Genomic DNA, 26,516 nt, shown 5'->3' with positions numbered 1-26,516 from the left:
AAAACTCGAAAAAAAGGGTTGTTTTCAAGGTCTTCTCAGACCTGGGAAATAACCCCTTTTGTTTTCTGGAATTTGTAGACACTTTGTTGAATTGCATGTATATCCTCAAGGCTACTCTGGACTTTATAATTTAGGTTAGCACGAAATGAAAACGCTTTATTTATGGGCGGTTAACCAAATTTGGAAAGGAAGGATTATTAATGAGTCGAATTAGAGGTTCGCAGTTTCTATCTGTTTTCCTATCTTTTTTAATGGCATTTTCGGTATTTACGGTATTCCCCGGAAAAGCAAAAGCGGACACGCTGCCGATTCTTCCTAACAGTGGATTCGAGCAGGTTTCCGGTGGAAAGCCACTTAACTGGTCCGTTATGAGCGGGACGGTGACATCTTCAACATACACCGTACACAGCGCAGTATACAGCGTGCAGTTAACGGATAATAGCAGTACGGCATCCGTTGGTCTGCGCAGTCAGAAGATCTCGGTTACGCCTGGCAAAGATTATGAGGCTTCCGTATATTCTTACAATGCACAGGGCAGCTCGTCCTTATATTTGGAGTTTTGGGATGCGAGTAACACGCTCATCCTTTTTCCAACTGCCACTAATAATACGTTAAATCAGTGGAAGCAGCTTGGAATCACTCAAACCGCGCCGACAGGAGCTGTTTTCGCAAGCCTGAGAGTCTATTCAGGACTAGGGAACATCGGTACGTCCTATTTTGATGACGCGGATTTTCGGGAGTTGGTGAAGGATCCGAGCACGCCACTGAGGAACGGTGGAATGGAGAGTACGATTGATGGAATGCCTCGCTACTGGGATTCTATCTTCGGCGGTAATATTATGTCCTCCTTGGAGAGGAAGCGTTCGGGAGATCGCAGTGTAAAAATGGTGGATACGAGCGCAACCGCTGGCATTGGAGTCCGAAGTCAGAAAATGCCAGTTTCAGTAGGGGTAAAATATGAAGCGGAAGTATTTGCTTATGACGAATCCGGCGCTTCTACCATTTTTCTGGAGTTTTGGGATGCCGCCAATACAAATTTAACGAACGTGATTGCGGCTAGCACTACTCAGAATAAATGGAAGCCGATCCGTGCTGTCGGTGCTGCGCCTGCTGGAGCAGCTTACGCGACGATAAGATTGTATCTGGGGGCCGCTAACATCGGTACGACTTATTTTGACGATGCTAAATTTGGGGAAGCCACTCCGGATCCAAGTCCCAATTTGAATAACGGCCGATTCGAGCTGTTGGATAATGGCAAGCCAAGTGATTGGCGTGGGGTCGATGGCTTTGCGGAGGTATCTGGCGAGAGGGCCTATGACGGAGTACGCAGCATCAAAATAACCAATGCCGTGGATCAGTCGCCAGGACTGCGCAGCCATCTCATTCCCGTTTCACCCAGCGTTGAGTATACGGCAAATGTGTTTGCTTTCACGAGCTCCGGGACCGCTGAGCTGAAGGTCGAATTATGGGATGCGGACAAGGTCTTCCTTTCATCGGTGTCCCAGTCGGGGTCGACCAGTAATACTTGGAAGCCCATAACGCTGAAGAGCGTTTTTCCGGCTCAGACTGCCTATATTAGTTTGCGATTAGGCACCTCGCCGCCAGCCGGAGGAACTGTATATTTCGATAACGCGACATTCGTAAGGTCGGGTGAACTGATGAATAGCAAAACGAGGACGACACTGTACAACCAGGAGAAGGTCACGGCCGCCCGGCAAAATATACAGCAGCTGCAATGGGCAAAAAGCTTGAAGGATGCGGCGGTTTCAAACGCGGATAAATTTTTGGCTAATGGATTGGACTTTTTGTGGAACGCGGTTCCCAGTCAAAAGCTTCCTCGCAGTTATGCCGTTAATCAGTCGTTGGGAAGTCCGATAACCGGCAAGGAAATCGATAAATACGGGAATTATCCGTATCGTATGGATCCATTGAACGACCCATGGAAAATTGTGGATCCCTCAAGCGGGTACAAGTTTCCGACAAACGACTTTGGAGCCTATTACCGCAGCGGTTTGGATGAGCATGGCATATTCCTTCCGGAGCTCGCGGATCGGAGTCTGCTCGTAAACACGCTCTACCCCGAAAAGGGACCCACCTGGGGAGTTGACGACGGCTATGGCTGGGTAGATGAACAAGGAAAACGGTATACATTCATCGCCTACTATGTCCACTGGTCATGGTACGGGAGAGATTCTCTGATTCAGCGCTCGCTGAATGCATTCCGCGATGCATATTTATATACAGGGGACATCAAGTATGGCCGTGCCGGTTCGATTTTACTAGATCGGGTGTCCGATGTTTATCCGGAAATGGATATAAGCAAGTTTGACAGAACGGTGTTTCTAAATTCATCGGGCAAATCTGTTGGTAATGGCAAAGTATTAGGCGGCATCTGGGAAACCGAATTAGTGAAATCGTTTATTAGTGCTTACGATGCTCTATTCCCGGCACTTGAAGACCCTGAAATCGTTCAGTTTCTGAGTGCGAAGTCGACGCAATTTGGATTTGTCAATACGAAAAATACCGGAGCAAACATTCGTCGCAATATCGAAGACGGTATAATTAAGCAAGTATTTCCGGCAATAAAAAAGACCCAAATACTCGGCAATGACGGCATGCATCAAAGTGCGCTGGCGATGGCTGCGGTTGTCTACGATACGATGCCTGAAACGAAAGAGTGGCTGGACTTCATTTTTCAGACTGGAGGAGTCCTTGCCAATCCGATCCGCTTAACAGGTGGGAATATTCTGAATTCACTTGTTTCGGACGTCGACCGAGATGGAAACGGGAATGAAAGCGCGCCAGGTTACAATGCTTTGTGGCTGGTCAATCATCGGTTGACTGCTGATATTTTGGAGGGCTACGATTTATACCCGCAGGCCGATCTGTACAACAACGTGAAGTTTAGAAAAATGTTTTCCGCTATGAGTACGCTCATTTTGAGCGAAAAATTCACAGCAAACATTGGAGATACAGGGCGAACCGGAAATCCATTTATCATTGAGCGAATGACGGATTCCGTCAAAGCGTTTGAAAAATTTGGCGATCCGATTTATGGGCAGCTGGCCTATTTTCTGAATAACAATACGACCGATGGGATTCATAAGGACGTATTTTCCGCCAATCCTAATTCGATCGCAAGTCAAATTCAAGAGGTAATTAACGTCAAAGGCCCGCTGAATATGGAAAGTGTAAATGAGAGCGGATATGGATTTGCCGCGCTGCGGGACGGTGATAACCCGAAAGTTGATTATGGAACGAGGATTGGCTTTAGCGGCATGAACGTGTCTGCACAAAGTGTACCGACGAAGTTTGTTGATGCTTCCAGTTCCATCCAGCTTGCGGCAGCCCAAAGCGGGGAGACGGCAACATTTGAATTTAATGTTCCAGCTACAGACGACTATGAGTTGGATGTACTCCCCGTAAAAGCGCAGTCTAATGGCATTTATCGAATTTCCATCGATGGGCAACCCGTTAAAGAGATGGATTTTTACGGGACGGATACGAATGCATACGAGATCATCAGCCAGATGAACCTTACGCAAGGACTGCATACCATTTCCTTCGAGGGTATCGGGAAGCATCCGTCATCCAGCGCCTTTAATTTGGACGTCCGAGTTTTGAATCTGCTAAATGAGCAGGCGCGCGCCAAGCGGGATGCTCAGTTGGACGCGATTAACACGCTTCGGGATGAATGGATGTTCTACGGCCGCAACGTAAGCCACGGTCATGGGGACACGTTAAATGTTGGATTTCACGCATTTGGTCTCGATTTGTCGCCAGATTTGGGCTACCCCGAATTCGCGGACAGCGTCGATATGCATCGAGCGCAGTGGGGCGTCAATACAATCAGCCATAACACGGTAGTCGTGGATAAACGAAAACAGAACACGAATTTATGGGCTGCGGATGCAAAGCATTTTGATGATACAGATTTGGTGAAGCTCATTGATGTGGAAGCGCCTAAGGTATATCCGCAGACGACGCTTTATAAGCGGACCACGGCCATGATCAAGGCAGATGACAAGAACTCCTATACCGTGGATCTGTTTCGGATAAAGGGAGGCAATGATCATTATTTTAGCTTCCATGGAGCTGAAGGAACGGTTGCGACGGAAGGGTTAAACCTGGTTCCGCAGGCAACGGGGACGTATGCGGGAGCTGACGTGCCTTTCGGAGAAAGGGTCGATGATGTCGCAGGGGTCGGCTACATGGGCAGCGGGTTTCATTATTTGAAAAATGTGGAACGTGATGGATCTCCGGCGAATAAATTCAGCGTCGACTGGAATGTGAAGGATACTTGGAATATGTACGGTCAAGGCAGCGGAGCAGCAACAGACGTTCACCTCAGGTTGACGATGTTAGGCAATGTGGATGACGTAGCCCTGGCCGATGGAGTGCCTCCACGCAATAAAGTGGGTAATCCGAAAGATCTCCGGTATTTGATCGCTCATCGCAGCGGCACCAGCATAGATAGTTTGTTTACTTCGATCATTGAGCCTTATAAGGGAGAAAGTTATATCAGCTCCATTACGCCGTTGATCGTTAAGTTGAACGGACAGAACGTGGATGACAGCGGTGTACGAGCGGTTCGTGTGAAATTGAAAAACGGCAGAACTGATTATATCGTTAGCAGCTTGGATTCAAGTAAAGCTTACACGGTTGAACTACCTGATACCGCATACTCCTTAGAGTTTAAAGGCTTCTTTGGCGTATATTCGGTGCAGGAGGATGGTAGTGCGAGCACCTATTTGCACGACGGCTCGTATATCGGAAAGAGCAATGAAGTCCGGCAGGATCGGGTTGGAGCCGTTACCGGAACAGTCGTTGACTTTACGAAAGAGTTGTCGCCGCATAACGAGATTATTATCGAAGCGTCCGGGCTTTTCGGCACCCCTGCCGATTTGATCGGAAAGAGCATCACCATTCAAAACGACGGTGTCCGTTATGCGTCTTACCGCATCAAAAATGTATCCGTTATGGAAGGAACTCGCTTGAAGCTCGATATTGGGGACATTACGCTTGTCCGGTCCTATAAAGATCCGAATGATTTCAGTAAAGGATTTATCTATGATATAGCAGGTGGTGCATCATTTAGGATCCCGCTGACGTACAGATCAAGTCAAGTTGCGCAACCACCGGCAGATGCAAACCTTTCTGCAGATATCACGGCACCGACCAACACTGATGTCACCGTAACGATTAGCTATCCGGCTGATGCAGTGGTGAAAGAATATAAAGTAGGTGTTAGCGGCACATGGACAGCATACACAACGCCAGTAGTCGTTTCCGAAAATGGCATGATCTTTGCAAGAGGAACAGATGCGGCAGGCCATGCGTCGAATGTTACCAGCTATACGGTGAACAACATTGACAAAGTAGCTCCGAGTACAACTGCCAGTTTGAACCCGGCACAACCAGACGGACCTAATGGTGCTTACGCTGGGCCGGTTACATTCAGTCTAAGTGCAGTGGATGGCCAGTCAGGTGTGAAGAATACTGCATACAGTCTGGATAATGGGACTACATTTCAGCCATATACATCCCCTGTTACGTTGGAAAAAAAAGGTCAATATATTTTGATCTATAAGTCAACGGATCAAGCAGGGAATGTTGAGTCTGCACATCAACTAAGTTTTTCTCTTACCACAACTGCAGTAAAAGTTGAGTTAAAAGACAGTAATGGAAATCCACTCAGCGGCGGAGTAGTGAAATACTACGACGGAGGATGGAAGGATTTTGGTGTGACGGATGCTAGTGGTAGGGTAAGTAAATCCATAGCAGACAAAAGCTACACCTTCGGCATTACGTATGAGGGAACCTATAAGGAGAAGGTGCAAAATACCGGAACTGATGCGGTGGTTGTATTCCAGACGGTAAAGGCCAAGGTTCAGCTGAAAGACAGCCTAGGAAATCTGATGGACAGCGGCAGAGTGAAATACTATGCTGGCGGCTGGCTGGCGTTTGGTAATACAACTGGTGGTGAGATCAGTAAGGAGTTATTGCCTGGTTCTTATACCTTCGGCATGACAAACGAGGGTGCGTATAAGGAGAAAGTACAGAATATAGGAACTGATCCAGTGATCATTTTCCAGACAGTTAAGGTAAAAGTACAATTGAAAGACAGTCAAGGAAATCTGATGGACAGTGGCAGCGTGAAGTACTATGCGGGAGGCTGGTTGACGTTCGGCCAAACAACCGGTGGAGAGATCAGCAAGGAGCTATTGCCTGGTTCTTATACTTTCGGAATGACAAACGAGGGTGCGTATAGGGAGAAAGTACAGAATATAGGAACTGATCCAGTGGTCATTTTCCAGACAGTTAGGGTCAAAGTACAACTGAAAGACAGCCAGGGAAATCTGATGGACAGCGGCAGCGTGAAATACTATGCGGGAGGCTGGCTGACATTTGGTCAAACAATCGGTGGAGAGATCAGCAAAGAATTATTGCCTGGTTCTTATACCTTTGGCATGACTTATGGCGGAGCGTACAGAGAAATTGTAAATAACATAACAACCAATCCAACGGTAGTATTCCAAATGTAAAAGGACAGTCTTTCAAACAGATGCTTCCTAAATGGAATCAAAGTTTCAAATTGATGGAGGAGCTCGCTTTCGTGGCGGCTTCTCTTTTTTATTTTGAATAATGTGTAAGAATAGTGTTGAATATATATGCACATTTATGTATAATTATGCAATAATGAAATTGGAGGGAATTATTAATGCCACTTATCGTGAGAGACGCAGAACCTGATGATGAAAACAGCTTGACCGAATTAATGTATGAATACATCGTAGGATTTTATCAGAAACCTAGGCCAGCCGATGGGAAAATACATAAGTTGATTCAAACCCTATTAGAGAAACAATTAGGTATACAGTTTGTCGCAGAACAAGACGGAAAGCTAGTCGGCTTTGCTACCTTATACTTCGCATTTAGTACGATGAAAGCAGAGAAAATTACCATCATGAACGACCTTTATGTCGTTGAGCCATTTAGAGGTACAGAAGTGGAATCGGAACTGTTTTTAGAATGTCAAGGTTACTCAAAAGATCAAGGATATGCGTATATGTCTTGGATAACGGCTCCTGATAATAAACGAGCTCAACATTTTTTTGAGAAAATGGGCGGGGTTCAAGGGGATTGGGTTAACTATTCCATTGTCTAAGCTGTTGCGATTAATCTGGCCGCTGATCCGTTCGAACTAACGATCAACGGCCCTTTTTCATACACGGAATGTCCTTCGATAGGCGGAAGGGCTTATTTGCATTTGCTGCGAGAAGACACGGCTGAAGTAGAAGGCATTCTGAAAACCGCACTGTTCAGCAATGGCATCGAGTGTGTCTGGCGTTTCGGCCAGCAGCAAGCGTGCTCGGGATAGTCGAACCTTTGTTGCATACCGAATTGGTGACATACCGTAAGCAGTTTGAAAACGCCGAGTAAGCTGAGATGCGCCAATACCAAGTGTGACAGCTAGCCCTTGCAAGGACAATTCATGTTCGAAAGCCTGCATTTCTATATAAGCAGCCGCTTGATTCATTAAGGGATCAGAAGTACCAGATCGGTTGCGCTGTGCTGTGAGCTGCTCCCGATTTGCCATGAAAAGCAGGTCTTCAATGAGATGATGAACGACCTTCCACTGATGATCGCCATGATCCACTTCTTCCTGCCATTCTTGCAAATATTGAAAGGTGGAGCTGAGCCTACCGACATCCTTGATGCGGATTTTACTTGGCAGCGTCCAACTGCTATCTAACATGAATTCAGCGAAATGAAAAGAGATCGGTTCAAGAGCAAGACGCCTGAGCGTTTGGCCGGGCTGGCAAAAAACAAGCTCCCCGAATTCGGCAATCTGTTCACCTTGTTCAGCACCCTCTAAACTAAAGGAGAATCGACCGGATTGGGCAGCGAGCATCCCCCAGCCATCATAAGTGTCTTCGGATAGAGAAAATTGCTCTCTTTGTTTACCAAAATAGTACCGCTTAATTTGGAGCTTTCCAATCATGTACTCACACTCCTATGTCATGCAAAAAAGTATATGAAATAGTATAACCTAGTGCATGGATTAAGGGAATACATGGCTGTAATATAAGGTTATAAGAAAGTCAATCACACAATGTGAGAGGCAAAAAAACAAATGAGAGGTGGAGATTTCAATGAGAAAGAAATCTTTGAGTATTTTAACAGAAGAGCTGCTTCAAACATATAACGAGCAGGGGTACTTAGTACTGCGGGGCGTATTTACAGAATATGAAGCGAAAGTCATCCAAACGGAATGCGATCAATTGCTTACATTAGGCGATTATACCGATAAGTTTAACATTCGTGCGGGTCACAAAGTCTACGCGGATGGCCGAGTTGCGATTGAACGTCTGGACCCGGTTCATGACATTTCCGCGGTGTTTGCTGATTTAGTGGAGGATGAGCGTATTTTATCACCGCTGCGTGATATTTATTTGGACGAACCGCTACTTTTCAAGGATAAACTCATCTTTAAACTCCCAGGCGCAAATGGCTACTCGATGCATCAGGATGCTTCTTGGTGGCAGGGCTTTCCCATTGAAGGTCTGATCTCGGTGATGGTGGCAATTGATGGTGCGACAACGGCAAACGGCGGCTTGGAATTGTTCCCAGGATATCATGAAAGATTGCGTTCCACGCCAGGTGAGCTGCGCAACATGAATGCTGAAGAAATTGCTGAGATTGATCCCCAAAAAGGTGTTATCGTTGAAACAAATCCAGGTGATGTAATCATCTTCCATTCGTTTACACCTCATCAAAGTGGGGCTAACTTGTCCGACGTAAGCCGCAAACAGTTGTATTTGACGTACACGCCTAGTAAGAATGGAAATCTATATAAAGCGCATTACCAACATTATCAACGCTATAATTTAAAAGGTAAGGACACTTCCAGCTATCATTTTCTGTAGGTAAATCAAAGATATCTGCCTTTGGTGGTAGATTGTAATCGGAGGTGGAGCGGATGACAAGTAAATCTGCATTGATTCTTCAGCAGGATTCTCTCGTATCCTTCTGGGACTTTCAAGAAGCTGAGGGCCAGTCTCGAGTGGCAAAAGGGCCTTTTCCTTATGTTTTGGATGAAATGTCTGGACCGATTAAAAGAGTTGAGGAAGGCGTGTTAGGGACCTATGCGGCAAAATTAGAATACGGCCAATGGTTCAACTTGCCCCGTAAAGATTGCCCAGCACTTGATTTCCACGGACCGGAGGCAAAGCTAACCATCTTCGCTTGGCTAAAACGCGAAAACAGAGTAAACGGGCAGTGCGAAGCGATAGCCGGCATGTGGAACGAAACAGAGAAGAAGCGCCAATATGCCATGTTTCTTAATCTGAGGATTTGGGGAAGCGGGGATCAAGTGGGAGGACACGTCTCTGTTGAAGGAGGTCCGACACAGGGATATCCGTGGTGTATGACAACGGCGATAGGAGCAACACCGCTGGCGAAGGATGAGTGGTATGCGCTAGCGTTTACTTATGATGGCACCTATGCCAAGGTGTATGTGGACGGCGTGCTGGACGAGAGGGAAACCTACAACCCTTACTTATATGAAAAAGGTCTGTTCGATGGGGGGCATACGGGTGCTGACTTCACCGTTGGTGGTGTGAATCGTTCAGGGGAGATGGGCAATTTCTATGCCGGACTACTGGGTGGACTTGCTGTATTTAATGAAGCATTAACTGACGAAGTGATACGTAAGTTATCGATTAAATAATAAGTCGCAGAAGACGGGGGATATGGCCGTCTTTTTTTACCTAATAACTTCTCAGCTGACTGTGCCGCGCGTCTGTGCTGATTAAGCTCGTAAAACGCGCTTAATCGAGAGCTGTCGAACAAATAAGCGCGGAAACCGAGCTTAGAGAGAGAGCTCCGCGAGCCGAAGCTCGTCGGTAGAGTCTGAGAAGTCGGAAAACAACTTCTCAGCTGACTGTGCCGCGCGTCCGTGCTGAATAAGCTCGTAAAACGCGCTTATTTAGGCGCCCCCGCACAAATAAGCGCGAAAACCGCGCTTACAGCGAGAGCTCCGCAAGCCGAAGCACGTCGACAGAGTCTGAGAAGCCAAAAATCGACTTCTGAGCAGACCCATCCCGCGCGTCCGTGCTGAATAAGCTCGGAAACCGCGCTTATTCAGGTGCCCCCGCACAAATAAGCGCAGAAACCGCGCTTACAGCGAGAGCTCTGCGAGCCGAAGCTCGTCGACTGAGTCTGAGAAGCCGGAAATCGACTTCTCAGTATCCCGTCCCGCGCGTCTGTGCTGTATAAGCTCGTAAAACGTGCTTATTCAAACGCACTCGAACAAATAAGCGCGAAAACCGCGCTTACAGCGAGAGCTCCTCGAGCCGAAGCTCGTCGACAGAGTCTGAGAAGCCGAAAATCGACTTCTCAGCAGACCACATCCCGCGCGTCTGTGCTGTATAAGCTCGTAAACCGCGCTTATTCAAACGCTCCCGAACAATAAGCGCAAAACCGTGCTTTTGCGAGAGCTCCGCAAGCCAAAGCTCGCCAGCGGTGGCTGAGAAGTCGAAAATCGACTTCTCAGCATCAGAAGTCCAGTGGTCGGTTAGAAGTTCTCAACCCCAAACCGCCAAACCTTCCCAACTTGCAAGCACGTGCTGTGCTACTCTGTAGCAACGCACACGAATATGACCTTCCCCAGCTGGTTCAAGAAGTGATTTTTGATACATCCCTTTAAGAGTCTGTTGTGCTTTACTTTGTCCGAACTGAAATTGTTTTTGAACATCAACAGGTTTAATTGCTCTTCCTAACGCATGGGCAAAACGGATAACTTCTTTTTCTATATAATTTAGCTCTATAACGTGGTTAAATACATCCCCGAAGTGTCTGCCAATGCATTATTGGATTAATTGTTCACACATACGAGGTCGATTTTTCACGTCATCATAAGGTAACGAAAAATTTTCCAACCATATAAAATAAGGTGGTTTTGTCGAATTAATTGGTCTGAGAATTGGGATCGACTGATATTAGCGAAATGGGGACCAAAACCATCAATTTCAATGGCTAGTCTGAGTGAGTGGCGAAGAAAAGCGAAATCCAAAAAACGCGTACCATCGCGAAAATCTTTGATCTCATATTCCGGATGCAAGTCTTGAAAATGTCCAAATGCATTCCACCAAATCTGCTCTAGAAACAATTTTTCCGCATGTCCATGACCCTCTTTAAGCCGCTTTAAACGTTCTCCGCCTCTCATCGAAATGTGTTTAGTTAAAAAGGCTTCATGTGCAATTTCAAATTCATTCATAAATGTTTAGGCCACCTCCAGAAAATAAATAAACCGCTCCTCCGGACAGCTGATGCTGATCTGGAAAAGCGGCGTGTGCTTCACAACCGTTTGATATTAATTTTTATCGATTGTAGCATATAATGCAAAATTTAACAATTACAAATAGAGGGGGCTGTCTGCGTTTCGTTAGCTATTCTGTTTCATTATTTGTCTTGAGTCAATCGGCTTGTTAGATTATAACTCTTTTCTAATTCATACTGCACATTTTCACACACTACATTTTTTTTCTTAAAATTCCTTCACATGGGGAATAATACCTTAAACTCAAAAAGGGTTATTTCACAGGGGGTTATTAGGATGAAAAAATTACTCGCAACAACAGCAGCTACTGCATTGCTACTAACTTCGATAGGTTGTAGTTCGACTAAGCCAAACGCAACACCGTCAGCATCTTCGCCGAGTAAGGCAGAAATTACGATCGGTACAGAAGGTACTTATGCACCTTTCACTTTTCATGATAAGGCTGGCAAGCTTACGGGATTTGATGTTGAGACGGCAGAAGAGGTATGTAAACGGATTGGCATGACGCCGCGTTTTGTTGAAACCAAGTGGGATGGCATGATTGCCGGACTCGATGCGAAGCGGTATGACATGGTGGCCAACGAAGTGGCTGTACGCCCGGATCGTTTGGAGAAGTATGATATGTCGACGCCTTATATTGTTTCACGCGCAGTTCTTGTGGTGAAAGCGGATAATACCAATATTAAAACGTTAGATGACCTTAAAGGCAAGAAGGTTGGGCAATCCCTCGATAGTAATTATCGGAAAATAGCGGAAGAGCACGGTGCGGTAACTACAGTTGTGGAGGGTTTTAATCAAGCGATTGATCTTTTGACTTCGGGCAGGATCGATGCGACGCTTAATGATAGTTTATCCTATTTGGATTTAAAAAAGCAGCGTCCTGAGCTCCCAATCAAAACGGTTTATGAGGAGCCGTCCGCAACGAGCAACGCCTTTTTATTCCGCAAAGGAAGCACGGATTTAGTTAGTAAAGTAAACAAAGCCCTGGCTGACATGAAATCCGACGGTACATTGGTTCAAATTTCGCAAAAATGGTTCAATGCCGATGTAACGAAGTAAGGACCTAATCTAATGACAAATGAACGTCTTGAGCGAATCATAGGGATCCTGTCCGATTCCTTCTTTCCTATTATAAAGGCGGGACTTACGTACACAGTTCCGCTTACTTTAATCACATTTGCACTAGGACTTAGCTTGGCATTCATCACCGCGCTTGCTCGCTTATCGGATTTTGCCATACTACGGACGATAGCGAGATTTTATGTTTGGGTTTTCCGCGGCACGCCATTGCTTGTCCAGTTGTTTATTCTATTTTATGGTTTTCCAAGTTTGGGAATAACGCTGGATCCTTTTCCGACAGCCATTATCGGGTTTACGTTAAATAAAGGAGCTTATAGCTCCGAAATCATTCGCGCCGCGATATTGTCGATTCCAAAAGGTCAAAGTGAGGCAGCTTATTCGATCAATATGACGAAATGGCAGGCAATGAGGCGAATCATTTTACCCCAGGCTGTGCGAGTCGCTATTCCACCATTAGGAAATTCCTTCATAAGTTTAATCAAAGACACATCTTTGGCCGCCACGATTACGGTTACGGAAATGTTTCAGAAAGGGCAGCAGATTGCGGCTGTTACTTATGAGCCATTATGGCTTTATATCGAGGTTGCGTTTGTTTATTTAGTTTTCAGTACCGTTCTTTCCTATTTCCAATCCAAACTTGAGATCCACTACGAACGAAACATTGCCAAGTAAGGGGGGCCCAGCATGATTAGAATGGAAGGCATACATAAACATTTTCATGACCTCCACGTCTTGAACCATATTGATTTGGATGTTGAAAAAGGGAGCACGACCGTTGTTATCGGACCTTCCGGTTCCGGCAAAACGACCCTATTAAGATGTCTGAAATTATTGGACTTTCCAGATCAGGGGACCCTCTCGATAGCCAAAGCGACGATGACATTCTCAGGTGAAGTTAAATTGAATAAGACTGACATCCGTTCCATCCGTAAACACACCGGTATGGTGTTCCAAAACTATAACTTATTTCCCCATTTAACCGTCTTGCAAAATATTATGGAAGGTCCTGTTATTGTCCTTAAGCAATCTTCGAAAACCGCTAAGGATAAGGCTTTATCCATCTTAGATAAGGTTGGACTTCGTGATCGTGCCGATTATTATCCTCATCAACTGTCTGGTGGACAACAACAACGGGTAGGGATTGCTCGGGCCATGGCGATGAATCCTGAGGTACTATTATTCGATGAACCAACGTCTGCGCTTGACCCGGAATTGGTAGGCGAAGTGCTAAAGGTGATGAAGGATCTAGCTTTCGAAGGAATGACGATGGTCATTGTGACACATGAAATGGGCTTTGCCAAAGAAGTGGCGGACCAAGTTGTCATTATGGATCAAGGCGCAATTATTGAGCGAGGAACGCCAGCCGACATTTTTGATGCTTCAACGAACGAGCGGACCCTGCAATTTTTGAGAAAAGTGAATCGGAAAACAGATTAAGATGAACTGATATCCTCGATGGAAGGAAAATGAAGTTTTCTGTCGAATGCTATATTCCAGTCAACTTAGAGACAGTTATAAGGTTGTTGTGAGTATAGAGGAGTCGTTTATATGATAAATCCTGCGAATAGATTACTTGATGTTAAGACACTCCTAAGCATGATGGATAATATGGAAGACTCGATTTACATCATGAGTGTTGATGGATCTGATATCAAATACTATTATGTAAATCATGCTGCTACCAAATTCAGCGGAATAACGATGGATGCTGTCGGACTAACATTTTTTGATATAAACACAAGCCAGATGGCGAACTATTTACATAAGAAATACACGAGAGTGGTTAACGAACGGCGAACCATTAAGTATGAAGATGGCGTTATTCTACCCAATGGTATGTTAAGCGGAGAAAGCATACTTACGCCTATTTTCAATGAAAGCGGTGACATGGAGTTCATCGTCACTGTTACTCGTGATATTACTGAACGTAAAAAACAAGAAAATCTGCTATATCATTACGCCTATCATGACGATCTTAGCAAGCTTTATAATCGAAGATTCCTGCTTGAGCATGTGCACAATCCAGCGAACATTTATTTGCTTGATTTGGACTATTTCAAAAATATAAATGATATTTTCGGACATGATGTAGGTGATACCGTACTCGTAGAGGTCGCTAATCGTCTTGTTGAGAAATTTGGTAAGGATTATATACTTGTAAGATTAGGTGGAGATGAATTTGTTGTCGTAGCAATGGGGCAACCTGGATCAGCTGAGGAGACTGCCGACCAAATTAATCAACTTTTTGTGGCTCCCTTTACGGTAAATGATCATCCAATGAAATTAAGCGTAAGTATTGGTGTGGCTCAAAGTGTGAATAGTGAAACCATCCAAACCCTTTTGAAGCAAGCGGATATTGCCTTGTATAAGGCCAAAGGGGCGGGAAGAAAGAGATTTCATATTTTCGAAGCTTCATCTAAATACGACCATGTTGAGAATTTCATTCATGAGCTTGCGCTTTCAGTAGCGGTTGAGAAAGAAGAATTGCATTTGCATTATCAGCTTATTTACAATCCGGTCCGGGAGGAAGTCATTGGAGCCGAAGCTCTGCTTAGATGGAACTCCGCCAATATGGGAATGATCCAACCTAGTGACTTTATTCCGGTCGCTGAAGAAACGGGATTGATTATTCCGATTGGATACTGGGTCATCAGGCAAGCTTGTAAGGATTGGCATCTTTTAAAAGCAGAATATGGTCCTCAATTTAAAATTTCGGTCAACATTTCAAGGATTCAACTAAACGAACATCTTTTCGTTGATCAAATGCTTCAAATATTGAAAGATGAGCATGTGGACCCACGTGTAGTGGAATTAGAAATAACGGAAAGCACGACGATTCACTCGATGGAAGATGTCCAACAAACGCTGCGTAGATTACGCGCTGAAGGATTTACCATTGCTTTAGATGATTTCGGTACCGGCTATTCCTCTTTAAGTATGTTAACCTTGCTTCCGATAGATAAGTTAAAGATTGATAGGTCTTTCATTTGGGAAATGAATGTCTCTCTAATTTCAGCGATTTTAGCCATGGCCCATGCACTGAACCTACAAGTAATCGCAGAAGGCATCGAGACGTATGAACAATATAGGATGTTAAAGGAAATGAATTGTTGGGGAGTACAAGGTTATTATATCAACAAGCCTGCTCAATTTGCCTCTTTACCCAAACAGGTGGTTGTTTCAAAGTAGATGAGAGGTCAACGTCCAGTGTACTCGCTGTGATGTTGACTTTTTTTTTGCTTTAAATGGTGAATATGATACAATTTTTTAGTAAGATTAGCCTGTTGGAGGTAGTCCATGAAAGCACTAATTTTTGAGCAGTTTGGTGGGCCAGAGGTCCTGCAATATGTGGACATTCCTGAGCCCAGCTTAGAACCAGGACATATCCTAGTGAAAACGGAAGCCATCGGCTTAAATTTCGCCGACATATATAGGAGACGAGGCAATTATCATCTGGCTGGGAAGCCCCCCTTCATTCTAGGGTATGAGGGCGCCGGCATTGTCGAGAGAGTAGCTTCGAATGTGGAGCAAATCAAGGCTGGAGATCGAGTTGCTTTCGTGGATGTTCCTTTTGCCAATGCGGAATTGGTTGCTGTGCCTATAGATCGAGCTATACCTTTGCCTGTGGATATCACGTTCGAACACGCCGCGGGTATTTTGCTTCAGGGTATGACGGCGCATTATCTAGTGAATGACAGCTATCGTGTAAAATCGGGCGACGAAATCGTCGTACATGCCGCAGCAGGGGGCGTTGGACAGATTTTGACGCAGCTATGTAAAAGTAAAGGCGCACGAGTCATCGGTTTGACATCTTCCGATGCCAAAAGGGAAATCGTCTTAAAGGCTGGTGCAGATGAAGTGCTAAGTTACGACAGCGATTGGGTAAATGGGGTCAAAGATTGGTCCAGCGACCATCAAGGCGTAGATGCTGTTTACGATTCAGTTGGGTCCACGTTAATGGATAGTTTCACTGCTGCCAAAACGAAGGGGACGGTCATTTTCTATGGCATGGCTGGAGGAGATCCGCCATCTATTGACCCACGAATGCTCATGGATACATCAAAGACGCTGACGGGAGGCGACTTGTGGAACCATGTGACCACCTTGCAGAATCGAATCGGGCGTTCAAACGAACTTTTTGATGCGCTGCGGCGAGGGACTATTCAAATAGAGAGCCTTACATGCTTTCCTTTGAGGGAGGGCGCGGAAGCCCACAGACTCTTAGAGAGCAGGAAAAGCACAGGGAAAATCTTATTAATCCCTTAACAGGGGAAAAGGCGGCACAATGCGGTATTTAACGTATTGTGCCGCCTTTTTGGGCTAATTTGATCCTGACTATAAAAAGCAATAATATACCCAAGCCTACATAAAGAAAGTCCATATACAATCCTTGCTGGATCATGTATCTTGTAAAAATTGACACATCGCATCGTACAAGGAAATGAGGAAATGCTCTTGTTAACAGCTATGAATAGGCTAACCGTTATTAAACTTCCTTTTTGGGTTATGTTTATGAATACATTCAGTATGGCGGTCGGGTTTTATATGATGATTCCGTTGCTTGCTTCGTATTTACTGCATGATCTATTGCTTACTGTCACTATGGTTGGCGTCATATCGGCTATCCGCAGCTTCAGTCAACAAGGGTTGTCCGTTTTCTGCGGAACATTGGCTGACAGACTTGGGTACAAGCGTACGATATTGATTGGTTTGTTTATCCGTTCTTTCGGTTTCGGACTATTCGGATTCGTGGATCATATCCCGGGTTTAATCCTAGCATGCTTCTTCTCGGGTTTAGGCGCAGCTTTATTCCAACCAGCTAGTTATGCTTATTACGCAGCGCTTTCTACACCTGAAAACCGGATTACGGTTTACTCGATACGTGAAATGTTAAGTAATTTGGGATTCGTGGTGGGACCGATAATGGGCGCCTTTTTAATGGGTTTTCATTTTCAATATGTCAGTATAACGGCTACGCTGATTTTTGTGTTTTCGTTCTTGTTAAGTCTTTTCTTTTTGCCACAGATAAAAACTAAACAAACAAAAGCCGATTACGAAGGTATGTTACCACAGCTGAGAAAAGTGCTGCAGAACCGCAGCTTTCTACGATTCATGGTGTTTACGATGATATCTTGGTCGCTTGTAGCACAGCTATACATTGCCGTTCCATTTCGAGTGAATCAGATTGCTGCAGGAGCCAATATCGGGATTATTTATAGCTGCGGAGCCATTGTGATGGTAGTATTGCAGGTTCCTTTTTCTAAATTAAGTCAGACTAAAATGCAGCCCTTTGGCGTGTTATCAGTAGGTACGTTACTCATTTCGGCGGGGCTGTTTACAATTGGGATGTCGGGCTCGATGTGGGGGATATATGCGGGAGTTATTTCATTAATGCTAGGGCAAGTGTTTTGGCAGCCAATGATGAATACAATGGTGTCTGAATTTGCTGGGGCAGGAAGTATAGCTAGTTATTTTGGCTTTAATAGTTTTGCTTTATCTATCGGCGCTATGATTGGTAATGTTGGCGGGGGTTATTTGTACGACTTGGGGAGCATGCTCGGTTGGGGTGCTCTACCTTGGATTAGCTTCTTCATAGTTGGGCTAGTTAATATTTGGTTTATGCTCAAAGAACAAAGGTCATCTTCAAAATGAAAGCCTTTTTTTGACCATATAATCCATGGATATGCTCATCCTATGCATTCTACCTCAGCTAAAATCATGCTATCCTGATTGCATATGACACGAAGGAGGCAAGTATTCAAAATGAGCATAAACAAAATGAAAATTGGTGTAATCGGAGCAGGATCGATATCCGATATGCACTTTGAGTCCTATGCGAAGCAAGCAGACGCAGAATTGGTTGCCGTATGTGATTTGAATCGTCAAAGAGCAGAGGATAAAGCCGCCAAGTATAATGTTGAGCATATTTACACCGATTATCGGGAGCTTCTGGCCAATCCAGAGGTGGAAGCCGTAAGTATTTGTACATGGAATAATACCCATGCTGAGATTAGCATTGCAGCTTTGCGTGCTGGCAAGCATGTTCTTGTAGAGAAACCACTTTGTAAAACAGTGGAAGAGGCTGAGCGTATTCAAGACGCCGTTCGTGAAACAGGGAAAATTCTGCAGGTTGGTTTTGTGCGAAGATATGATACTAATGCTCAACTCGTTAAGCGCTTTATCGATAATGGCGATTTGGGAGAATTGTACTATGCCAAAGCTTCGTGTCTTCGTCGATTAGGTAATCCAGGAGGTTGGTTTGCTGACTCTGAACGTTCCGGCGGAGGACCTTTAATCGATATTGGTGTACATGTGATTGACTTATGCTGGTACTTAATGGGGAGACCGAAGCCTGTATCTGTCAGTGGTCATACGTATAACAAGCTTGGGAATCGGGCGAATGTACGCAACCTTTCCTTTTATAAAGCTGCCGATTATAATGTTGATTTGAATACGGTTGAAGATATGGCTAATGCTTTAATTCGGTTTGAAAATGGGGCTTCCCTCATGGTTGATGTAAGCTTTACTCTTCATGCCAAAAAGGATGAAATCGCGGTCAAGCTGTACGGAGATAAGGGCGGAGTGGAATTGGAGCCTGAGCTTGTCCTCGTCACGGAAATGCTGGATACCATTTTGAATGTAGCGCCGCAGACAGATAGCAAATCTATTAACATAACAGAAGCTTTTAATCAGGAGATCAGTCATTTTCTAACTTGTTGTCGAACTGGGAATTCACCGATTAGTCCTGTAGAAGATGGGCTTACAATGATGAAAATCCTATGTGGTATTTATGAATCAGCTGCCAAAGGTCAGGAAATCAGATTATAGCAATCTAGGAACAGATATGGAGGAACGGATATGAAACTTGGCGTTAGTACGTATAGTTTATTTCAGGCTCTGAAGTCTGGAGAAATGGACATTTTTGGTGTTATTGACTGGATTGCTGATCAGGGTGGCGAACATGTTGAGATTGTACCCCTTGGCTATGATTTAACTGGTAATTTGGAGCTTGCAGATGAGATTCGCCTTAAGGCTCAGTCACGGGGTATCGAAATATCTAATTATGCGATTGGAGCAAACTTTCTAACAGATTCTCAAGAGGCCTATGAAAAGGAAATTAAACGGGTCAAAGGGGAAGTTGATCTCGCTGCAAGGCTTGGTGTACAAAGAATGCGCCATGATGTCGCATCAAGTGAGGATCGATCTATCGGGAACTTCAATAAAGAGCTTGAACGTATGGCGGAAGCCTGCCGACAAATTGCTGACTATGCTTCGCAATATGGCATCATAACTAGCGTGGAGAATCACGGATACTTTGTGCAGCATAGTGACCGTGTTCAAACGTTAATTCAAGCCGTAGACCGTCCCAATTTCCGCACTACGCTGGATGTAGGCAATTTCATGTGTGTAGATGAAGATTCCGTTGCTGCGGTGAAAAATAATCTGCCCTTCGCTTCGATGGTCCATGTGAAAGATTTTTACCTTCGTCCTTCGTATCAAAATCCAGGTAAGGGTTGGTTTCAGACCCTGCAAGGGAATCATTTGCGCGGCGCTATTGTGGGCCATGGTGATATTGATATGAAAGAAGTATTGCGCGTTATTAAAAGCTCCGGCTATGACGGATTCATTTCCTTGGAATTCGAAGGCATGGAGGAATGCAAAATGGGTACGCTGATTGGGTTGCAAAACATTAGAAGGCTATGGGAAGATGTGGTATAGGCAATAAAATTCAGAGATACGAAAGGTGTGTTGATGAAATATGGGGAATCCGATTGGCATAATGGTTGACAGTCTGCGTCTAGGTTTGCGCGATGGTTTGAAGAAAGCCAAAGAGCTCGGAGCAGACGGAGTACAAATATATGCAGTTTCAGGTGAGATGGACCCAGCGAACTTATCACCTCAAGCACGTAAGGAATTGAAAGCTTACATCGAGTCATTGGGCCTTAACATCTCTGCTTTGTGTGGGGATTTGGGCGGTCATGGCTTCCAAGATCAGTCTGTGAATGCAGAAAAAATTGAGAAATCAAAGCGTATTCTCGACCTTGCGGTTGAGCTGGGTACTAAGGTCGTAACCACTCACATCGGTGTCGTGCCTGAGCAGGCCAATGGTCCCATCTATGAAACGATGCTGCATGCGTGTGAGGAATTAGGCGTGTATGCAAGCAGCTTAGGCGCTTATTTTGCCGTGGAAACCGGTCCAGAAACAGCTGTTCACTTGAAAAGCTTTCTAGATTCGTTGTCCACCAAAGGCGTTTCTGTTAACTTTGATCCAGCGAATATGGTGATGGTGACTGGCGATGATCCTGTTCAAGGGGTTATCACATTGAAGGATTATATTGTCCACACGCATGTGAAGGACGGTGTCCGGCTGCGTCAGACAGACCCTCGTGAAGTCTACGGTTCACTGGGGTATCAACCGATGAGTCACGAGCTTATCGCCGAGGCAGCGACATCAGGACCTTACTATCGAGAGCTAGCGCTAGGTGAAGGTCATGTCGATTTCGATCGCTACTTTCAAGCGCTTCGTGACATTGGATACACGGGTTATTTAACAATTGAGCGTGAAGTTGGGGAAAAACCTGAGGTAGACATTGCCAACGCGATCGCGTTTATTAAGAAATATCAGTAGATCAATGGAACTTATCAGGAAATTATCAGGAAATTATCAGGAAATTAACTGAAAATTATCAGGAAATCATCTGACAATCATCAGAAATGAAAAGAACTTCGCAATTTTGCGGGTTCTTTTTTTACATATCATTATATATTTTGGGTGGGGCTGTCTCAAAAGTCATATTTGAAAAATTCAGCTCCCGCTTTGTGACTGTCGCAGTCTACCAACTGCTCCCATTGGATTAATCCAATGGAAGTAAGGATTTGGCGGCTTAAAAGTCAATTCTATTGGATTTATTCCAATAGATGAGAGAATTTCGAAGCCTGAAAGTCGATTCCATTGGAAAAATCCAATGGAAGTATAAATCTCGGTCTGAATACCGGTCTGTAAGCGCGTTTTTCGCGCTTATTTGTTCGGGCGCTCCTGAATAAGCGCGTTTTCTGCGCTTATTCAGATTGCATGCGCAGGATGGTCTGCTGAGAAGTCGATATTCGGCTTCTCAGACTCAGTCGGCGAGCTTCTGCTCGCGGAGCTCTTGCTGTAAGCGCGGTTTTCGCGCTTATTTGTTCGGGCGCTCCTGAATAAGTACGTTTTCTGCGCTTATTCAGAACGAACGCGCAGGATGGTCTGCTGAGAAGTCGATTTTCGGCTTCTCAGACTCTGTCAGCGAGCTTCTGCTCGCGGAGCTCTCGCTGTAAGTGCGTTTTTCACGCTTATTTGTTCGGGCGCTCCTGAATAAGTGCGTTTTCTGCGCTTATTCAGATCGCATGCGCAGGACAGTATGACGAGAAGTTGTTTTCTGGCTTCTCAGGCTCTACCGAAGAGCTTCTGCTCGCAAAGCTCACACTGTAAGCGCGTTTTTCGCGCTTATTTGTTCCTTTAGAAGTGTGGTCGGAGACGTGTTGCATGGAGTTGAACGAGATAATCTCGTAAAACCGAGCTTACCTCCGCCCTGACCGAGTTAAGCTCGAAATCCGAGCCTAACTCTAATCGAAAACCGTGCTAAAGCCGGAATTATGTCAATCCCTGTTTCAAAGCTTCTCAAAGTGAGCTCGAAACGAGTTTATGTGCACTAAAGTAGAATTTTTTGTAGGAAATTTATGGTACAAAAGGATGAATTTTTTTGTAGCATTGGAATCCCTTTCAGTTTTTTATTCGCCAATAGGTTAGGTCTATGTAATCAAAACGTCTAGACCTTTACTCCTGAAATTCGCTTTTTTCCAATTAATGAGACACAAAACTACAAATAATACGAAGTATATAGTCATATTAAGCCCTTTTGACTGTAAAAATTTAACTGTTATGATAATGGTAAACTTGGGTATTGTTTAAGGAACCAAATACAAATATCGGTTAAAGGATGATTACACAGATGAGGAAGATATTCTCTGGTGAAAGTAAAGTCTTTTACTTGTACCGGTATATTTCGCTTGCAGGAACTTCGTTAGTGTATGCCATTGAGGATCGTGGCCCCCCGTTAAGTTTAAAAATAGGCATCATCTTGGTGTTATTCATCTTTGCCAAGTGGATTACGGACATGTATACCCAAAGTGGCCAAGCCTCTCGCACAATTAAAATAACCGTAGGCTTGGAAATGACCGGGATGATGATCCTGCATCTTCTAAGCGGCGGTATGGACAGTCCGTTCCTCTGGTGCGTATTCAATCCCGCATGGATGGCTGCCAGCTACCTCTCCTCTGTCTACTGCTGGTTCATGATGCTGAGTTACTTCTTATTCGTCACCGCATTTTCCTACTTTTTTACCAATGACCAGACGCAAACACTAGCCACTATGTTACTAAATGAAAATCGCTTTTACCTGATGCTATTATTCATGACCCTCTCTATTCAACTATTAGCTGGTGTCAAAAGTAGGCTTGAGATTGCGAACGCTCGAACCACGGAGACGATGGAGCATATGAAGTCGCTGTATCAAATCGTGGAAGCAGCTACGCATAGCGAATCAGAGAATTTGAAAATTATTTTTGCTGAATTTGCTCTAAAGCTGACCAAGCTCAGGATGTCCTTCTTCTGGGATGTCAATGGGAGTGGGAATGGCGGGCGCGATCATCTGATTACCCAGGGTGTCACGCCCGTTGGTGTAGAAGCTGCCCTGTCAACAGCTATTGAAGTTCATGCGGCCGAACTGCGACAGCTAGATAGTTGTATGGTGATGAGTCTTCCTGAGCATGGTGATTTTCTTGTGATTCCCATCAAGTCGTCGACCCGATTCTGGGGAGTGATGGGGGTTAAGGTTGAACGCTCCAGCTATGAGGAGGGTAGACATTGGTTCGTAAAACAGCTGTATTTTCTATCTGAGCTGTGCGCCGTCATTTTGGAGAGGCACCAGCTCGAGCGTATCGAGAACCAGCTGATGATTATCGAGGAGCAGAATCGGATTGCCGATGAGATGCACGACAGCGTCTCGCAGTACATTTTCGGAATTGTATATGCTGTACATTCGCTTAGTCGCAAATGGAAAGACATTTCAACAGATCAGATCAAGGAGCAGCTGCAAATTATCCAAGAGTCATCTGTAGCGGCATCTCAAGAGCTTCGTTCAACCATTTATAGTCTTAGCTCTCGGAAAAACGGCGGTGCTTTTTGGATCACAACCGTCAAATCTCATCTAGACAGCTTGTCCAAGCTGCACGCTGTGAAAGTAACCTTAAATGTGACTGGTGATGATCATGGTCTACAGGTCAATTATCAAAAGGCTTTGTTCAGAATCATATCGGAAGCAACTGGAAACGCCATTCGTCATGGCCGAAGCAGTCACATTAAGGTAGATCTCAGTATGAAGTCAGATGAGGTGAAGCTTTCGGTCTTGGATAACGGAAGTGGATTCAGTGTAGCAGAACGTCTGTCGGATCCTAAGGTATCTGGCCTTGGCGTGAACAACATGGAGCTGCTTGTTCAGTCTTTTGGCGGAACGATTAACATTCAGAGCACGAAAGGAAAAGGTACACATATTCAAGTGACCCTCCCATCCGGGCATCAGGATAAAAAGGAACTGAATGAACTTCAGATGATGGGCTAAACAAGGTCATGAAAGCTATTCCCATTCTAACGAAAGCTGGTGGTACTTTGAAAGTTATTATCGTAGATGATCATCCGTTGGTGCGAAAAGGATTGTCAGCTGTGCTAAAGCTTGAAGCTAACATCGAAATTTCTGGCGAATCGGAAACGGTGGAGCACGCATTGGAGCTAATTAAGGAAACGAAACCGGATCTGGCTATCGTGGATCTGAAGCTGGGGAATCGTTCTGGACTCGAAGTGGTTGAGATGATTAAAGATTCGCCATGCCGAAGTATCATTCTGACTTCATCGACCATGGAGCAAGATGTAAGAAGGGCTGAGGCTGTGGGTGCGGATGGTTATGTACTCAAAGAAGCGCTGCCAGAAGAATTGCTGCTTGCCATTAAATTGATTTTTAAAGGGAAAAAGTATTACGATCCAGGATTAATGGAAATGTTGTTCAAGAAAGAGGAAGAAGACAGCTTCAGTAAGCTTACGCCGAAGGAGCGGGAAGTGTTAATTGGTCTTGGAGAGGGCTTGTCCAATCAAGGAATGGCCAAGAAACTGATGGTAACCGAGTTCACAGTCAAGAAGCATGTAAGCCAAATTCTAAACAAGCTATGCGTCAACGATCGTACGCAAGCGGCTTTGTTAGCGCAATCCAAAGGACTAGTCAGCAGTTTTCAGTAAGCCATTTAAGCATGCATGGTCCGAAAGTATACCATCGCTTTATTACATATAGCCATTGGTGGATACACGAAATAGACCCAAAAAATTATAATATCGGGTAATATCATAATTCTGGGAATTCATATAGTATTTGTGTATAACCAACTAACTGACAAAAAGCGGCATTCTTCATTCCTTTTGATCGTAGAGTGCTTCACCTAGGCTATTGACTAGCTAACTCTGTCGAAAAGAGATTGTTGAATGCTCTGGCTAAAGGAGTGATTGAATGTCGGTTTAATTAGTGGGGGTACAGGTAAATAAAACGCTTTCATTGCAAATATCATAGCTTAAATTTTTAGGAAAAGCAAGACTGTATTCAACGATTTTTAACTATTTTTTTCGGGAGGGTACCATGGAGAAATCGATCTTAGATTACTTTGTACTCATTCGCAAAAAGCTGTGGATGATTGCGCTGTTCGTTCTTCTCTCGTGTCTGACAACGTTCTATGTCAGCAAGACATTCGTCGAGCCTGTTTACAAGGCGAACACACAAGTGCTGGTTAGCAGCACGTTCAAGAGTGAAGAGGCGATAGATCTTAACGATGTGTCGATGAACTTGAATTTAATTGAGAGCTACAAGGAAATCATCAAGTCGGATCATACGATTCAAATGATGCTGCAGAGTCACCCTGAATTTGGTATGACCCAAAAGGAACTGCTGAAGAATCTGAAGGTGAGCTCCACAGATAAAACACAAATTATCAAAATTGAGCTTGAGGATCATAGCTATGAAAAAGCGGTTGTGATTACTAAGACACTTGCAGATACGTTCATTAGTGAAGTGCCAAGCTTGATGAATATGAATAATGTTAAGATTCTTTCTAGTTCTGATGTTGCTGTGAAGCCGTTGCCTGTGAATTCCAGTGTTGTAATCAATCTTGCTTTGAGCTTCATTTTATCGGCGATGGCAGCTATTGGTGTATTCTTCTTCTTTGAAAATATCAATGACACGATTCGTTCTGAAAAAGAAGCCGAGCATATCGTTGGCCTGCCAGTACTCTCTTCCATCGGAACGATTAAAAAGGGTAAAGCAGCTAAACCTTCGCGTGCAAGAAGCAGAGAGGTAGGGGAAAAGGCATATGTCACAGCTAAGTAATGTTCTTGTGGCGGAATTGGATCCGATTTCGTCGGTCTCCGAAGCTTATCGTTCCTTGCGTACAGCGGTACGCTACAAAAAGGTTGTACCAGCAGGTCAAGGAATGGTGCTCATGGTTGCATCTCCCAAGACGCAAGAAGGCAAGACGACAACCCTAGCTAATCTGGCTATTACCTATGCTCAGGAAGGCAAGTCTGTCGTGGTCCTTGATTGTAATTTACGGCAACCAGCCCTGCATGAGATGTTTGGTGCTAAGAATTCGAAAGGCCTGGTCCACTTTTTAACTAAGGGGCTAACCGCCCAAGAAGTCATTACACCGACAGGAATCATCGGGCTTGATCTCATCGCCAGCGGTGGTCAACCGCTGAATCCATCCGAGTTGTTAGGATCCGCCCAAATGAATGCTTTGATGAACGAGCTCAAGATGAGGTATGAAGTCATTCTTATCGATTCGCCATCAACGCTTGACTATACAGATGCTTGTTTACTTTCTGAGTATAGTGACGGCGTGATGCTAGTTGCCAAAAATGGCAAGACGAAGCGAGAATGGGCGAAACAAGCGAGAACACAGTTAGAGCAGTCTGGAGCCAGAATGCTTGGCATTGTTTTCAACCAATAATTGCATATGTTGACGG

General features: G+C 44.7%; 20 protein-coding genes. 17 read left to right on the top strand and 3 right to left on the bottom strand.

Going from position 1 to position 26,516, the window contains the following annotated elements:
- The first annotated feature begins 200 nt into the window (after nucleotides 1–200).
- A complete protein-coding gene (locus GC102_RS12860; protein WP_171689898.1) occupies nucleotides 201–6,545 on the top strand; it encodes an OmpL47-type beta-barrel domain-containing protein in 6,345 nt (2,114 codons plus the stop codon).
- Nucleotides 6,546–6,721: 176 nt separating this feature from the next.
- Nucleotides 6,722–7,168, top strand: a complete 447-nt coding sequence (locus GC102_RS12855) for a GNAT family N-acetyltransferase (RefSeq protein ID WP_171689897.1) — start codon at nucleotides 6,722–6,724, stop codon at nucleotides 7,166–7,168.
- Between the two features lie 57 nt (nucleotides 7,169–7,225).
- Here the strand turns inward: GC102_RS12855 and GC102_RS12850 are convergent, their stop codons facing one another.
- The gene (locus GC102_RS12850) at nucleotides 7,226–8,005 is read right to left on the bottom strand and encodes a helix-turn-helix domain-containing protein (RefSeq protein WP_171689896.1); all 780 of its coding nucleotides are present in this window, start codon (nucleotides 8,003–8,005) and stop codon (nucleotides 7,226–7,228) included.
- A gap of 151 nt (nucleotides 8,006–8,156) precedes the next feature.
- Between GC102_RS12850 and GC102_RS12845 the strand changes: the two genes are divergently transcribed.
- Nucleotides 8,157–8,930 carry a phytanoyl-CoA dioxygenase family protein gene (locus GC102_RS12845; protein WP_171689895.1) on the top strand — a complete coding sequence of 258 codons (774 nt, stop codon included), beginning with the start codon at nucleotides 8,157–8,159 and terminating at the stop codon, nucleotides 8,928–8,930.
- 53 nt (nucleotides 8,931–8,983) lie between these two features.
- A complete protein-coding gene (locus GC102_RS12840) occupies nucleotides 8,984–9,733 on the top strand; it encodes a LamG domain-containing protein (protein WP_171689894.1) in 750 nt (249 codons plus the stop codon).
- A gap of 604 nt (nucleotides 9,734–10,337) precedes the next feature.
- Here GC102_RS12840 and GC102_RS40040 read toward each other — a convergent pair.
- A complete protein-coding gene (locus GC102_RS40040) occupies nucleotides 10,338–10,460 on the bottom strand; it encodes a hypothetical protein (protein WP_281367659.1) in 123 nt (40 codons plus the stop codon).
- A gap of 449 nt (nucleotides 10,461–10,909) precedes the next feature.
- On the bottom strand, nucleotides 10,910–11,281 hold the full coding sequence (locus tag GC102_RS12835; protein ID WP_171689893.1) for a putative endonuclease domain-containing protein: 372 nt from the start codon (nucleotides 11,279–11,281) through the stop codon (nucleotides 10,910–10,912).
- 339 nt (nucleotides 11,282–11,620) lie between these two features.
- Here GC102_RS12835 and GC102_RS12830 point away from each other — a divergent pair, with 339 nt between their 5' ends.
- From GC102_RS12830 to GC102_RS12770, 13 genes are all read left to right on the top strand, one after another.
- Nucleotides 11,621–12,403: an amino acid ABC transporter substrate-binding protein gene (locus GC102_RS12830; RefSeq protein WP_171689892.1), complete on the top strand. Its 783-nt coding sequence runs from the start codon at nucleotides 11,621–11,623 to the stop codon at nucleotides 12,401–12,403.
- A gap of 12 nt (nucleotides 12,404–12,415) precedes the next feature.
- Nucleotides 12,416–13,096 (top strand): amino acid ABC transporter permease, encoded by a 681-nt coding sequence (locus GC102_RS12825; RefSeq protein WP_057306567.1) that lies wholly within the window; start codon nucleotides 12,416–12,418, stop codon nucleotides 13,094–13,096.
- Nucleotides 13,097–13,108: 12 nt separating this feature from the next.
- The gene (locus GC102_RS12820; protein ID WP_171689891.1) at nucleotides 13,109–13,861 is read left to right on the top strand and encodes an amino acid ABC transporter ATP-binding protein; all 753 of its coding nucleotides are present in this window, start codon (nucleotides 13,109–13,111) and stop codon (nucleotides 13,859–13,861) included.
- 111 nt (nucleotides 13,862–13,972) lie between these two features.
- On the top strand, nucleotides 13,973–15,613 hold the full coding sequence (locus tag GC102_RS12815; protein WP_171689890.1) for a putative bifunctional diguanylate cyclase/phosphodiesterase: 1,641 nt from the start codon (nucleotides 13,973–13,975) through the stop codon (nucleotides 15,611–15,613).
- Nucleotides 15,614–15,721: 108 nt separating this feature from the next.
- A complete protein-coding gene (locus tag GC102_RS12810; protein ID WP_171689889.1) occupies nucleotides 15,722–16,690 on the top strand; it encodes a quinone oxidoreductase family protein in 969 nt (322 codons plus the stop codon).
- A 183-nt stretch (nucleotides 16,691–16,873) separates the two neighbouring features.
- Nucleotides 16,874–18,076, top strand: coding sequence for an MDR family MFS transporter (locus GC102_RS12805; protein WP_171689888.1), 1,203 nt, complete (start codon nucleotides 16,874–16,876; stop codon nucleotides 18,074–18,076).
- Nucleotides 18,077–18,187: 111 nt separating this feature from the next.
- On the top strand, nucleotides 18,188–19,252 hold the full coding sequence (locus tag GC102_RS12800) for a Gfo/Idh/MocA family protein (protein ID WP_216628038.1): 1,065 nt from the start codon (nucleotides 18,188–18,190) through the stop codon (nucleotides 19,250–19,252).
- Between the two features lie 30 nt (nucleotides 19,253–19,282).
- The gene (locus tag GC102_RS12795; RefSeq protein WP_171689887.1) at nucleotides 19,283–20,143 is read left to right on the top strand and encodes a sugar phosphate isomerase/epimerase family protein; all 861 of its coding nucleotides are present in this window, start codon (nucleotides 19,283–19,285) and stop codon (nucleotides 20,141–20,143) included.
- Nucleotides 20,144–20,183: 40 nt separating this feature from the next.
- The gene (locus GC102_RS12790) at nucleotides 20,184–21,053 is read left to right on the top strand and encodes a sugar phosphate isomerase/epimerase family protein (protein WP_171689886.1); all 870 of its coding nucleotides are present in this window, start codon (nucleotides 20,184–20,186) and stop codon (nucleotides 21,051–21,053) included.
- Between the two features lie 1,357 nt (nucleotides 21,054–22,410).
- Nucleotides 22,411–24,078 carry a sensor histidine kinase gene (locus GC102_RS12785; RefSeq protein WP_171689885.1) on the top strand — a complete coding sequence of 556 codons (1,668 nt, stop codon included), beginning with the start codon at nucleotides 22,411–22,413 and terminating at the stop codon, nucleotides 24,076–24,078.
- An 8-nt stretch (nucleotides 24,079–24,086) separates the two neighbouring features.
- Complete coding sequence (locus GC102_RS12780; protein WP_312883247.1) at nucleotides 24,087–24,746, top strand: response regulator; 660 nt, start codon at nucleotides 24,087–24,089, stop codon at nucleotides 24,744–24,746.
- 391 nt (nucleotides 24,747–25,137) lie between these two features.
- Nucleotides 25,138–25,881, top strand: a complete 744-nt coding sequence (locus tag GC102_RS12775; protein WP_171689884.1) for a YveK family protein — start codon at nucleotides 25,138–25,140, stop codon at nucleotides 25,879–25,881.
- Nucleotides 25,865–26,500, top strand: a complete 636-nt coding sequence (locus GC102_RS12770) for a CpsD/CapB family tyrosine-protein kinase (RefSeq protein ID WP_171689883.1) — start codon at nucleotides 25,865–25,867, stop codon at nucleotides 26,498–26,500. The genes GC102_RS12775 and GC102_RS12770 overlap by 17 nt, the downstream gene beginning before the upstream one ends.
- Nucleotides 26,501–26,516: the final 16 nt, after the last annotated feature.

Source organism: Paenibacillus germinis, assembly GCF_013141785.1.
GTDB classification, from domain to species: domain Bacteria; phylum Bacillota; class Bacilli; order Paenibacillales; family NBRC-103111; genus Paenibacillus_E; species Paenibacillus_E phytorum.
The sequence above is the reverse complement of the archived record's forward strand: the minus strand, read 5'-3'. Positions and strand labels throughout refer to the sequence as shown.